Genomic DNA, 13,182 nt, shown 5'->3' with positions numbered 1-13,182 from the left:
GCCGACGTCGTTAAGAGGTTCTTTACGTTAGTCCTCGATGGTGGCGATGACCGCGCCGGCGGCAACGGTCTCACCAGCGGTGGCGGAGAGGCCACGTACTGTACCGGCCTTGTGGGCTGTGAGCGGCTGCTCCATTTTCATGGCTTCGAGAACCACGATCAGGTCTCCCTCAGCCACAACGTCACCATCAGAGGCTGCCACCTTCACGATGGTGCCCTGCATGGGGGAGGTCAGTGCGTTGCCGCCAGCAGCTGCAGCCGTGGCACCAGCCGAACGGGAGCGCTTCTTGGACTTGCCGGACTTGGCGCCCGAACCGCTGGAAACCGCGGCGATGCTGCCACCCAGGCCGGACGGCAGGACCACCTCAAGGCGCTTGCCGCCAACCTCGACCACGACGCGCTGGCGCTCACCGGCGTCGGGCGTTTCAGCGGAGCCTGCCGCCGACCATGCCGGGATGCTGTTGACGAACTCCGTCTCGATCCAGCGTGTGTGGACTGTGAACGGGCCTTCCGTCGGGGCGAAAGCGGGGTCGGTCACCACGGCGAGGTCGAAGGGGATGACGGTGGGGATGCCCTCAACCACCATCTCCTCCAAGGCGCGGCGTGAACGCTGAAGCGCTTGCTCGCGGGTTGCTCCGGTGATGATCAGCTTGGAGAGCATGGAGTCGAAGTTGCCGCTGATGACGTCGCCCTGCTCCACGCCGGAGTCGATCCGGACGCCGGGTCCCGTCGGGTTTTTCAGCGTGGTGATGGTGCCGGGGGCGGGCATGAAGTTGCGGCCCGGGTCCTCGCCGGTGATGCGGAACTCGAAGGAGTGGCCGCGGACTTCGGGGTCGTCATAGCCAAGTGCTTCGCCGCGTGCAATGCGGAACTGCTCGCGGACCAGGTCGATCCCCGTGACTTCCTCGGACACGCAGTGCTCCACCTGGAGGCGGGTGTTGACCTCGAGGAAGGAAATGGTGCCGTCCTGGCCCACCAGGAACTCACAGGTGCCGGCGCCGAGGTAGTTGGCTTCCTTCAGGATGGCCTTGGAGGATTCGTAGAGACGCTTGTTCTGCTCTTCGCTGAGGTACGGAGCGGGGGCTTCCTCAACAAGCTTCTGGTTGCGGCGCTGCAGCGAGCAGTCGCGGGTGGAAACAACTACCACGTTGCCGAAAGCATCGGCCAGGCACTGTGTTTCCACGTGGCGCGGTGCGTCAAGGAACCGCTCGATGAAGCACTCGCCGCGGCCGAAAGCTGCTACGGCTTCGCGGACTGCCGATTCGTACAGCTCAGGGATTTCGTCCATGGAGCGGGCCACCTTGATGCCGCGTCCGCCGCCACCGAAGGCAGCCTTAATAGCGACAGGAAGCCCGAATTCCTCGGCAAACTTCAGGATCTCGTCCGCGTTCTGGACCGGGTCAGCCGTGCCCGGAACCAGGGGAGCGCCTACCTTTTCGGCAATGTGGCGGGCCTGCACCTTGTCACCCAAGGCGGAGATGGCTGCCGGTGAGGGGCCGATCCAGGTGATGCCGGCGTCGATGACCTTGGCAGCGAACTCGGCGTTCTCCGCAAGGAAGCCGTAACCGGGGTGGATGGCATCCGCGCCGGACTGCTTGGCGACGTCGATGATCTTGTCCATCACGAGGTACGACTCAGCGGCCGTGTTGCCGCCCAGGGCGTAGGCTTCGTCGGCAAGGCGGACGTGGAGGGCCTCACGGTCAGGGTCGGCGTAAACGGCTACGGAGGCAATGCCTTCGTCCCGGGCGGCTCGGATGATGCGGACCGCGATTTCGCCGCGGTTGGCAATCAAGACCTTGGTAAGAGGGCTGGAAATGGGCTGCGCCGGGTTAGCTGACAAGTTGTTGACTCCTTCTGTCCTTCAGGGAGCCTAGCGTGATTGTGAGGGTTCCGCCCATATTGATGGGGGATTCCGTGTGTGAGGCGATGTTCCTTTGTAGGGTTGCTACAAAACGCTTCTACTGTGTGTTCGCGGCCCACAGCTCCGTGATTCCCACGTTTGCGTGGACCAGCAGGTCCCTCAGCGTGGAGATGGAAAGCCCGACGACGGCGTGCGGGTCGCCGTCCACCTTGCGGATGAAGGCCCCACCCAAGCCGTCGATAGTGAAGGAGCCGGCGCAGTGAAGGGGTTCTCCGGTGGCGATGTAGGCGTCGATGTCGCTGGTGCTCATCCGGGCGAAGTGGACCTCGGCACTGGATACTGCTCCAACGGTGGCGCCCGTGCCGTCTGCTGCTTCGTCGTCCGCGTCAGCGGCGGTGTCCCGGCAGTCAACCAACCAGTGTCCTGTGTGAAGAACACCCTGGGAGCCGCTCATGCGAAGCATCCGCTCCCGCGCCACCTCGGCGGTGTAGGGCTTGCCATGGGACTCGCCGTCGAACTCGAAGACGGAGTCGCAACCGATCACCAGCGCGCCCTCAGCTTCAGGGAGGGAAGCAACGGCTTCGGCCTTGGCCCGGGCGAGGAGCAGGGCGGTGTCATGGGCATCGGTCACGCCGTATTTCGCCTGGACCGCGTCCTCGTCCACGTCCGAGACCAGGACGTCGTGCCGGATCCCGGCCTCGGTGAGCAGCTTGGTGCGGGCGGGGGACTGGGAGGCGAGAATCAATCGGGTCACGTCCCCCAGCCTAATACGGACGCTCTCTCACATCCCCCGTGCTTAAACCAAACGCTCGCTCACTTCCCTGAAGCAAGTGAGCGAGCGTTCGGATATATCAGCTGTGATGTGAGAGAGCGTTAGTGGACGAGTTCCTCGGATCCTGCCTTTGAACGATCGCTCCGATCCAACTTGGCGCCTTCAACATCCACGTCAGGGAGAATGCGTTCCAGCCACTTGGGGAGCCACCACGCCTTCTCGCCCAGGAGATACATGACCGCGGGAACAATGGTCATGCGCACTACGAAGGCGTCAATCAGCACACCGAAAGCCATGGCAAAGCCGAGCGGACGGACCATGGTGAGATGGCTGAAGATGAAGCCGGAGAATACGCTCACCATGATGATCGCGGCCGCGGTGACCACGGCTGCGGCGTGGCTGAACCCGGAGCGGACGGCATGCTTGGCAGATTCGCCGTGCATGAACGATTCACGCATGCCGGAGGTGATGAACACCTGGTAGTCCATGGCGAGTCCGAACAGCACGCCGATGAGGATGATGGGCAGGAAGCTCAGGACAGCGCCGGGGTTGGCGACGTCGAAGATGCCTCCCAGCCAGCCCCACTGGTAGACGGCAACCACGGCACCGAAAGCAGCGGCAAGCGAGAGCAGGAAGCCGCCGGTAGCCAGCAGCGGCACCACAATGGAGCGGAATACCAGAAGCAACAGCAGCAGCGAGAGTCCCACCACAATCGCCAAGTAGGGCGGCAAGGCGGCGCCGAGCTTGTTGGAGACGTCGATGTTGCCGGCGGTTTGTCCGGTGAGGCCGATCTGCACGTCCAGGTCGTCCTGAATAGCTGTGCCCTTGGCGCGGAGATCGGACACCACCTGCACGGTGCCGGCACTGGCCGGGCCTTCCTTCGGGATGACCTGGAAGACTGCAGTGCGGCGGTCTTCACTCAGGGCAATCGGAACCGCAGCGATGACGTTCTCTACGCTGCGGAGCTGGTCCGCGACGTCGAACTGCTTGTTCTTGGCATCGTTCTCGCTGAGGCCCTCGGGGAACTCGCCCACGACGACGATCGGTCCGGTCACGCCTTCACCAAAGCTGCTGCGCGTGAGGTCGTAGGCCTTGAAGGCTTGCGAATCCACCGGCTCGGAGCCGCCGTCGGGAAGTGCCAGCCGCAACTGTGAAGCCGGGAGTGCCAAGGCGCCCAACAGCACCACGCTTGCCACCAGGGCAACCCACGGATGACGCGTGACCATGCCGCCCCAGCCACCGCTGCTGCGCTTCTCTTCGCGTTCGCGATCGGCAGCTTCGTGGCCGGGCTCGGCGTTGTGCTTCGCGGCTTTGGCCCAGGCGCGCTTGGAGATGAGCCGGCGGCCGATCAGCGCCAGGACTGCGGGCGTCAGGGTCAATGCGACGACGACGGCAACACCCACTGTCGCTGCGGCAGCAACACCCATGACGGCGAGGAAGGGGAGTCCCGGAACGACCAGGGCCGCCAAGGCAATGATGACCGTCAGGCCGGCGAACAGCACGGCGTTGCCGGAGGTGCCGGTGGCCAGTGCTGCAGATTCTTCGGCGTCCATACCGGCCAGGAGCTGTGTCCGGTGGCGGTTCACGATGAAGAGAGAGTAGTCAATGCCGACCGCGAGCCCGAGCATCAGGGCAAGCATGGGGGAGATGGAACTCATGTCGATCACGCTGGTGAGCGCGAACGTTCCGCCCACACCCACGGCAACACCGATCAGCGCCATGACCAGCGGCAGACCGGCAGCGATCAACGTTCCGAGCATCAGAATCAGGACCAGAGCCGCAACAGCAACACCCACAATTTCAGCGATGCCGAAGATCTCCGAGACGTCCTCGGTGATTTCCTTACTGGCGTAGGCAGTGACGCCGGCGGAGGAGACTCCGTGGACGATCTCCTGGACTTCCTCGCGGACAGCGGGGTCAACGGCGTTGATGGAGGTCTTGAACTGGACCTGCGCTACAGCGGCTTTGTTGTCACTGGAAACGAAACGGAGCCCCTGTGATGCTTCGAGCTGTCGCTTGCCAAGTGCCAGCGTGGCGGCGCCATCGGCGGCCTCCTTGGCTCCGGCGTCGAGCTTTTCCTTATTGGCGGCAAGTTCGGCGCGCTGCGGTGCGAGCTGGGCTTCAATCTGGGCGGGGGTGAGGCCTGAGGCGGCGAGCTGCTGTTCAACCCCGGCGAGTTGTGCCTCGCCCGCTTCCAGCTGCGCCCGGGAGGCGTCCAGCTGGGCCTTGCCTTCTGCGGCTTTCGCTTCGCCGGCGGCGATCTCGCCAGCGGACGTGTCCAGTTGCTCCTGCGTGGTGAACGGGTTCACCGTGCCCTGAACGTCAGGCATGGCTTCCAGTTTAGTGAGCGCGGCCGCAACCGCGTCCTTCTTGGCTTGATCGAAACCGGCATCTCCGGCGTCGAAAACCACGCTGGCCGAGCCGCCCGATGAATCAGGAAGGGCTTCCTTGAGCTTGTCCGCCATCTGCTGGGTTTCGGTGCCCGGGATGGTGAAGTTGTTGGACATGGTGCCGTGGAATGCTGCGGCCGAGCCGCCTACTGCCACCATGACGGCCAGCCATATGGAGATGACGAGCCAGCGGCGGCGATACGAAAACTTGCCGAGACGGTAGAGGAACGAGGCCATGTCAGAACCGATCTTTGGTGGTTGGAACGGAGGGGGAGGCTGTTGTCGCTGTGGAGAGAGCGTTCGACGGCGGCGCGAAGCCGGCGCCGAGAAGGCCCATCGCATCGATGAGGTGCTGGCGAAGGACCGCGAGGGATTCGGCGGAGAGGTCGGGGCCGCGTTCGATGAACCAGACGGTCATTGCCGCTTTGCCGCAGGAGATCACGGATCCAGCCAAGGCGTGGAGGTAGAGCTCGCTGATCCCGGCGCCGAGCCTGCTGCGGGCGGCGTCAATGATCTGCGCTGTGCAGTGCTCCCAGGCTTCGAGCTCGGAGCGTGCAAGCTGGCGGTTGTCCTGCGTCAGGCTGAACAGCTCGGCCATGGGTGCCACGGACATTGGATCGGCCAGCGCCATGAGGGCTGCCTGGGCGGATTCGAGGATTGACTCCTCTGCAGGGCGCAGCCGGAACTGCTCCAGTGCGTGGTCCATGAAGCCATCGGCTACGGAGGCCAGCGCTGCTTCGAGGCTGGGGAAGTAATTGAAGAAAGTTCGCCGCGAGACACCCGCCGTGGCTGCGATGTCTTCCACGGTGAAGTTACCGGGCCCGTTGCTGCGCAGGAGGTCCAAGGCTGCGGACGCGATAGAGCTGCGGGTGGCCGCCTTGTTGAGCTCACGCCGTGAAGGCGTTGAGTGCTCAGCTGTGTGGGACGACTCCGCAGCGGCTTCTTGGCTACTGGTTTGGGTCACATACTTACACTAAGTGCAAGTTTGCACTCTGCGCAATTTGACCAGTTGTGCGCACGCAAAAAAGTCCCGCCCTGGTTGGGCACTCCCGCCTATGAACGGCGAGGGTGCCCAAGCAGGGCGGGACATGGAACCTCAGATTAGAACTGGTGGGGCTGGGCCGGGGGAGTGGGCGGGGTGAACTGCTGCGGCTGCTCGGGTTGCTGCGGAGTGGGCTGCTGCGGTGGAGTGGGCTGCTGTGGTTGTGCCGGCTGCTGAGCGGCAGTCTTGGTCAGGTAGACCGATTGGCCTGTGGCACCCGGCTCGCCCTCACCCAGCGGAAGGACGTATACGGCGGTGCCGTAGGCGCACACCTCGGTCCAGTTGGTGCCCATTTCCGAGGTGTCGAAGCGCATGGCCACAACGGCGTTCGCGCCACGCTGCTGCGCTTCGTTGACCATGCGTGCCATGACTTCCTGGCGGCTTTCGTAGAGTGCCTTGGTCATTTCAGGCAGCTCGCCGCCACCGAGGGAGCGGAAACCGGCCAGCATCTGGGAGCCGATATCGCGTGAACGGACAGTGAGGCCCATGACTTCGCCGAAGACGGCGTCAATCCGGTGGCCCGGGATTTCGTTGGAGGTGACGATCAACATGGTCAGAGCCTATCCAGACTTGGCCCTTAATCGGGGAAATCCCCCGGGGAGAACTCCCCGGGGGATTTGCGCCTGTTCACAAGGGGGCGGTCGCTAGGCCTTCGAATCAGCCAGTTCGCGCTCGTTGCTTTCTGCTGCTGCCTTGTCGGCTGCGTACTCGTCAGCGAACGCAGCACCGTTGCGGGGCGCGTTGTACAACGACTCGTCCAGGATGCCCTGGCGCTTCGCCACAATGGCGGGGACCAGAGCCTGGCCTGCCACGTTGACGGCCGTGCGGCCCATGTCCAGGATGGGGTCGATCGCCAGCAGGAGCCCGACGCCGGCAAGCGGAAGTCCCAGCGTGGACAGCGTCAGGGTGAGCATGACCACGGCACCGGTGGTGCCCGCCGTGGCTGCGGAACCGAGGACGGAGACCAGCACGATCAGCAGGTACTGGCTGAAGTCCAAGTTGATGCCGAAGAACTGGGCCACGAAGATCGCTGCGATGGCCGGGTAGATGGCTGCGCAGCCGTCCATCTTGGTGGTAGCGCCCAGCGGCACGGCGAAGGAAGCGTAGCCGGAGGGGACGCCCAGGTTCCGTTCAGTGACGCGCTGCGTGAGCGGCAGCGTGCCAATGGAGGAGCGGGAAACGAAGGCAAGCTGCACTGCCGGCCAAACACCGGAGAAGTACTGCTTGACGGACAGGCCGTGGACGCGGACCAGGATCGGGTAGAGGACGAAGAGCACCAAGGCCAGGCCGATGTAGATGGCAGCCGTGAACTTGCCCAGGGATCCGATGGTGTCCCAGCCGTAGATCGCAACAGCGTTGCCGATGAGGCCGATGGTGCCCAGCGGGGCGATGCGGATGATCCACCACAGGACCTTCTGGATGACTGCAAGCGCGGAAGCGTTGAACGTCAGGAAGGCTTCCGCCTGCTTGCCCACTTTGAGGGCCGCAACGCCGATGGCGATGGCGATCACCAGAATCTGCAGCACGTTGAAGTTGACGGCGGTGCTGACGGTGGTGGCAGCATTGGCGCTCTCAGTAACGGTGGAGCTGGCGCCAAGACCCAGGAAGTTCTTGGGGAACAGGCCGATCAGGAAGGCCCACCAGTCGCCGGTCTTACCGGCGTACTTCGCTTCCTCGGTGATGCCGGTTGCTGCGCCGGGCTGCAGGAGCACGCCCAGGCCGATGCCGATCAGAACCGAGACCAGAGAAGTGATGGCGAACCACAGCAGCGTGTTCCATGCCAGGCGCGCGGCGTTGGAGACCTGGCGCAGGTTCGCGATGGAGCTCACCACGGCGGTGAAAATCAAAGGAACGACGGCGGTCTGCAGCAACGAGACGTAGCTGGAACCGATCGTCTGAAGAGTAGCGCCGAGGCCGTTGGGGGCTGTCTTGGTGCTGCCCGTGTACTTGGCGATGAGGCCGAGGACCAGGCCGATGATGAGGGCTGCGATGATCTGGACGCCGAAGGAACCGGCCCACTTGGGGAGCCGGAAGCCGGTCTTGCCAGCTGCTGGGGAAGTGTTGGTTGAGGTGCTCACCGGAACACGTTAGGTGCATCGCAAATAACATAGCGAACGAACGTTGAGAAATGTTACGTCGCCCCCTGTGCTGCCCTCGATCGTGAGCCGCTACTTTGCGGGCCCGGCGCGGGTTTTTGTGAAGTTATTCCCGGAAACAGTGTGGCGATGATCTCCGAGTGCGCTGCGATCCCTTCACCCGCTGGCGCACCCTTTCCCGCGGATCGCACCCGTAACCTCGGGTGCGAAGCGCGGGAACGGGTGCGACCCCAGGGCCCGAAGGGGTGCGCGAGGAGGGAACTGGAGCCCGCCGCGCGCAGCAACTTTCTAGCCCAGCAGCGCCCGCCGCAGCACGTCCAAGCCCACGGAGCCGACGTTCAATGCTTTGCTGTGGAACGACTTCAGGTCGAAGCCTTCGCGGGATTCGAGCTCGGCCCGGATCTGCTCCCAGAGGCGCTGCCCCACCTTGTAGGACGGCGCTTGGCCCGGCCAGCCGAGGTAGCGGGTGAATTCGAACTGGAGCTGGCCTTCGCTGATATCCAGGTTGGCTTTGAGGAAGTCGAAGCCCTTCTCCGGTGTCCAGGTCCCGGTGCCCCAGCGTTCGGGGACTGGAAGTTCCAGGTGCACGCCGATGTCAAACACCACCCGGGCGGCCCGCATGCGCTGGCCATCCAACATGCCCATGTGGTCGCCCGGGTCCTTGAGGTAGCCCAGTTCCAACATGAGTTGCTCGGCGTAGAGTGCCCAGCCTTCGCCATGGCCGGAGACCCAGCAGACATTCCGGCGCCAGTTGTTAAGTAGTTCACGGCGATAAGTTGCCGTGGCGACTTGGAGGTGGTGGCCGGGGACGCCTTCGTGGAACACGGTGGTGGTTTCGGACCAGGTGGTGAAGGTGTCCTCACCGGCCGGTACGGACCACCACATGCGGCCGGGACGGGAGAAGTCGTCAGAGGGGCCGGTGTAGTAGATGCCGCCCTCGTCGGTGGGAGCGATCATGCACTCAAGGGTTTTCATGACGTCCGGGATGTCGAAGTGGACGTCGGCCAGCTCGGCGACGGCGCGGTCGGAGAGCTCCTGCATCCAGGCCTGGAGGGCTCCGGTGCCGTTGATCTGGCGTGCGGGATCGCTATTGAGGATGCTCTTGGCTTCCTCGATGGATGCTCCGGGCTTGATCTGGTTGGCAACCTTCTCCTGCTCGCTGATGAGACGCTCGAGCTCCTGCACGCCCCAGGCATAGGTCTCTTCCAGATCGATTTCCGCGCCTACAAATGAACGGGAGGCCAGCGCGTAGCGTTCGCGGCCCACGGCGTCCTTTTCCGGGGCTACGGGGAGGAGCTCGTCCCGGAGGAAGTCGCCCAGGGCGCTGTACGCCGAACGCGCGGCCGCAGTCCCGGCGTCGAGCTTGGATTGAAGATCTGCGGGCAGCGGCGAGCCATCAACCGCAGCGTTGGCGGCCATCTTCGCGAAGAAGCCGTCCTCTGCGGCGTACCGGCCGGTCTGCTCGATGACGATCCGGACCTGGCGCGCGGCGGATACTTTTCCGGCGGCAGCAGCCGAGCGTAAGGACGCGATGTAGCCCTCAATGGCGCCGGGAACGTTGGCGGCGCGGCCTGCAATGTGCTCCCACTGTTCAGTCGTGTCCGTGGGCATGAGGTCGAAGATGGCGCGGATGTCCTGCGCGGGGGAGGCGATGTTGTTGAGGTCGGCTGCATTCCAGCCTGACTCGTGGATCTCCAGGTCCAGCCCGAGCCGCTCGCGCATGGCGTCCAGGGTGACGGCGTCAACGTCATCGGAAGGCTCAAGCCCCGCCAAAGCGTCCAAGGCCAGTTTGGTTGCCTCCGCATGGGAATCAAGGCCGGCAGGCGAGTAGTCCTGGTATTCGGTTTCGTGTCCCGGCAGGCCCAGCGTGGTGGCGAAGCTGGGATTGAGTTCGATCAGCTTTTCTGTGTACGCGTCAGCGACGGCATCGATGGCGGACTTCGGGCGTACGGGGGTGTTTGCAGTAGTCACCCACAGAGCCTAGCCGCGAGACCGCTTACGTGAAAGGGTTGTTGAACTTTTCTACGAGCGTGGGAATTAGCCCCGGCTGCGCTTCCAGGCGCCAGGACCCGGAGTGGGGTCCAGGCGCAGTTGCTGGCGACGCACCCAGTGCCGGACGTTCGGTGTGGACGAGGCCGCCTCCGGCTGGCCACCAAGAGAAACCACGACGGCGGCAAGCGCCGCGAGCTCTTCGGCCGTCGGCTCTCCTTTAACCACCGAGAACAGGGGAATGGCTGGTTCCTGGTCAGGCACAGAGTCGGCGCGATGCTTAGGCGCGCTCACAGCGGGATGTTTCCGTGCTTCTTGGTGGGCAGGCTCGCGCGCTTGTCGCGGAGGGCGCGGAGTCCGCGGATGATCTGCAGGCGGGTCTCCGAGGGAGCAATGACTGCGTCAACGTAGCCCAGCTCCGCTGCCTGGTAAGGGTTGAGGAGTTCTTCTTCGTAGGCCTTGATGATCTCGGCGCGCTTGGCCTCCACGTCACCTCCGGCTTCGGCGACGGCAGCGAGATCGCGGCGGTACAGGATATTGACGGCACCCTGGGCGCCCATGACGCCGATCTGGGCGGTGGGCCATGCAAGGTTCAGGTCTGCGCCCAACTTCTTGGAACCCATCACGATGTACGCGCCACCATAGGCCTTGCGGGTGATGACGGTGAGCTTGGGAACAGTTGCTTCGGCGTAGGCGTAGAGGAGCTTGGCGCCGCGGCGGATGATGCCCTGGAACTCCTGGTCTTTGCCGGGCAGGAAGCCGGGGACGTCCACCAGCGTGATGATGGGGATGTTGAAGGCGTCGCAATGGCGGACGAACCGGGCGGCTTTCTCGGATGCCGAGATGTCCAGTGTTCCCGCGAACTGCATGGGCTGGTTGGCCACGATGCCCACGGTGTGTCCCTCAACGCGGCCGTAGCCGATCATGACGTTGGGTGCATACAAGGACTGCATTTCGAGGAAGTGTGCGTCGTCCACAATCTGCTCGATGACCTTGCGCATGTCGTACGGCTGGTTGGCTGAATCGGGAATCAGCGCATCCAGTGCGTGGTCGTCCTCGTTGAGTTCCAGTTCCTGATCGTGCTCCACTACCGGGGCTTCGGACAGGTTGTTGGAGGGGAGGAAGTCCAGGAGTTCGCGGACGAATTCGATGGCGTCGGCTTCGTCGGAAGCAAGGTAGGTGGAGGTGCCGGTGGTGGCATTGTGCTGCCGCGCCCCACCGAGGGTTTCCATATCCACGTCTTCGCCGGTGACGGTCTTGATGACGTCCGGGCCGGTGATGAACATGTGGGACGTCTTGTCCACCATGACCACGTAGTCGGTCAGGGCGGGGGAGTAGGCGGCGCCGCCGGCGCACGGGCCCATGATGAGGGAGATCTGGGGGACTACGCCGGAGGCGTGGACGTTGTTCCGGAAGATATCCGCGAACATGGCCAGGGAGGCAACGCCTTCCTGGATTCGTGCGCCGCCGCCGTCGTTGATGCCCACAACCGGGCAACCGTTGCGCAGGGCAAATTCCTGGACCTTGACGATTTTCTCGCCGTTGACCTGGCTCAGCGAGCCACCGTAGACGCTGAAGTCCTGGCTGTAGATGGCGATCAGTCGGCCATCCACTGTGCCGTATCCGGAGACAACGCCATCGCCGAGCGGCTTCTTCTTCTCCATGCCGAAGGCCGTGGAACGGTGGACTGCCAGCGCGTCGAACTCCACGAAGGATCCCGGGTCAACCAGGAGGTCGATGCGTTCGCGGGCTGTGTTCTTGCCGCGTGCGTGCTGCTTCTCAATCGCTTCCGGGCCGGAAGGTTGCTCTGCACGGGCCTGGCGGTCGCGGAAGTCGGCAATCTTTCCCGCTGTCGTTGTCAGATCGTGGCTCATCAAGTGTCTCCGGCTCTGTAGCTGATATTCGCTGGCGCAATCCCGGGTACGGACAAGAAGCTGACTTAAGTAGCTTCCGTACAAAGAACAGGCCCCGCAGGCCAGTCTAGTGACGCCTTTGCCGCGAACCGCTGTAGAAACCCTACAATTTTCCGCGTCCAAGCCAAAGCCATCACTATGTTACCCGTCAGTAACATAGTTGGGTTAGAGTGTCTGCATGACTTCAAGCAACGGCGCTTCCTCCGCCTCCACAGAGGGTCAAACGCAACGCACCAGCCCCTACGTGGCAACAGCTTCCCTCAAGGGCAGGACCATCCTCATGTCCGGCGGCAGCCGTGGCATTGGCCTGGCCATCGCCACCCGCGCAGCCCGCGATGGCGCCAACATTGTGATCATGGCGAAGACCGGCGATCCTCATCCCAAACTCGAGGGCACTGTCTTTACCGCCGCGGAACAACTGGTGGAAGCAGGGGGCCAGGCCCTGCCGCTCGTCGGGGACGTCCGCAACGATGACGACGTCGCCGCAGCAGTTGCCGCCGCCGTCGAGCGTTTCGGGGGGATTGACGCAGTTGTCAATAACGCCTCGGCGATCGACCTGTCCCGCACCGACGCCGTGGACATGAAGCGCTACGACCTCATGCAGGACATCAACGTCCGCGGCACTTTCCTGCTCTCCAAACTGGCCCTGCCCGCCCTGCGGGAGTCCAGCCATGGTCACATCCTCACCCTGTCCCCGCCGCTGAACCTGGATCCCAAATGGGCCGGGATGCACCTTGCCTACACCATGGCCAAGTACGGGATGAGCCTCACCACCCTGGGACTCGCCGAAGAGCTGAAGAACGACGGCGTCTCCGTCAACTCACTCTGGCCCTGCACGTTGATCGACACCGCCGCGATCCGGAACATGCCCGGTGGTCAGCAGATGGTGCAGGCGGCACGCGGACCGGAAATCATGGCTGACGCGGCCCACGCTGTGCTGACCGGCCCGGCCTCCACAGGGAACTTCTACACGGACGAGGAGGTGCTGCGGGCTGCCGGCGTGCAGGACTTCACTCCCTATAGCCTCGGCGCGTCCGAAGACCGTTTGGTGCCGGACATCTTCCTCTGAGTAGATTCTCTGGGCGGATTCCCAGACGCATTTCAGGGCAGTCATCATCCC

General features: G+C 63.8%; 10 protein-coding genes. 1 reads left to right on the top strand and 9 read right to left on the bottom strand.

All coding sequences use genetic code 11. The features are described 5' to 3' along the window. Window positions 1-27 precede the first annotated feature (27 nt). The 9 genes from ACIQH5_RS10450 to ACIQH5_RS10410 all read right to left on the bottom strand — a co-directional run bounded on the left by ACIQH5_RS10450 (window position 28) and on the right by ACIQH5_RS10410 (window position 12,023). The gene (locus ACIQH5_RS10450; protein WP_400402804.1) at window positions 28-1,839 is read right to left on the bottom strand and encodes an acetyl/propionyl/methylcrotonyl-CoA carboxylase subunit alpha; all 1,812 of its coding nucleotides are present in this window, start codon (window positions 1,837-1,839) and stop codon (window positions 28-30) included. Between the two features lie 118 nt (window positions 1,840-1,957). Further along, the gene (locus ACIQH5_RS10445; protein WP_400402801.1) at window positions 1,958-2,614 is read right to left on the bottom strand and encodes a Maf family protein; all 657 of its coding nucleotides are present in this window, start codon (window positions 2,612-2,614) and stop codon (window positions 1,958-1,960) included. A gap of 119 nt (window positions 2,615-2,733) precedes the next feature. After that, a complete protein-coding gene (locus ACIQH5_RS10440; protein ID WP_400402797.1) occupies window positions 2,734-5,259 on the bottom strand; it encodes an MMPL family transporter in 2,526 nt (841 codons plus the stop codon). Window position 5,260: 1 nt separating this feature from the next. After that, window positions 5,261-5,986, bottom strand: coding sequence for a TetR/AcrR family transcriptional regulator (locus tag ACIQH5_RS10435; protein ID WP_400402794.1), 726 nt, complete (start codon window positions 5,984-5,986; stop codon window positions 5,261-5,263). A gap of 137 nt (window positions 5,987-6,123) precedes the next feature. After that, the gene (locus ACIQH5_RS10430; RefSeq protein WP_400402791.1) at window positions 6,124-6,615 is read right to left on the bottom strand and encodes a YbjQ family protein; all 492 of its coding nucleotides are present in this window, start codon (window positions 6,613-6,615) and stop codon (window positions 6,124-6,126) included. 93 nt (window positions 6,616-6,708) lie between these two features. Beyond that, complete coding sequence (locus tag ACIQH5_RS10425; RefSeq protein ID WP_090819561.1) at window positions 6,709-8,142, bottom strand: dicarboxylate/amino acid:cation symporter; 1,434 nt, start codon at window positions 8,140-8,142, stop codon at window positions 6,709-6,711. Between the two features lie 306 nt (window positions 8,143-8,448). Then, window positions 8,449-10,131 (bottom strand): DUF885 domain-containing protein, encoded by a 1,683-nt coding sequence (locus tag ACIQH5_RS10420; RefSeq protein ID WP_400402787.1) that lies wholly within the window; start codon window positions 10,129-10,131, stop codon window positions 8,449-8,451. A 66-nt stretch (window positions 10,132-10,197) separates the two neighbouring features. Beyond that, window positions 10,198-10,443, bottom strand: a complete 246-nt coding sequence (locus tag ACIQH5_RS10415; RefSeq protein ID WP_400402784.1) for an acyl-CoA carboxylase epsilon subunit — start codon at window positions 10,441-10,443, stop codon at window positions 10,198-10,200. Beyond that, a complete protein-coding gene (locus tag ACIQH5_RS10410) occupies window positions 10,440-12,023 on the bottom strand; it encodes an acyl-CoA carboxylase subunit beta (RefSeq protein ID WP_400402781.1) in 1,584 nt (527 codons plus the stop codon). Before ACIQH5_RS10410 ends, ACIQH5_RS10415 begins: the two co-directional genes overlap by 4 nt. Window positions 12,024-12,240: 217 nt before the next feature. On the opposite strand from ACIQH5_RS10410, the gene ACIQH5_RS10405 reads away from it, so the two are divergent. Next, the gene (locus ACIQH5_RS10405; protein ID WP_400402778.1) at window positions 12,241-13,131 is read left to right on the top strand and encodes an SDR family oxidoreductase; all 891 of its coding nucleotides are present in this window, start codon (window positions 12,241-12,243) and stop codon (window positions 13,129-13,131) included. The last annotated feature ends 51 nt before the right edge of the window (window positions 13,132-13,182 follow it).

This window comes from Paenarthrobacter sp. NPDC091711 (assembly GCF_044756605.1).
In the GTDB taxonomy this organism is placed as follows: Bacteria; Actinomycetota; Actinomycetes; order Actinomycetales; family Micrococcaceae; genus Arthrobacter.
Note: the sequence above shows the minus strand (reverse complement) of the source record. Positions and strands in the feature narration are given on the sequence as shown.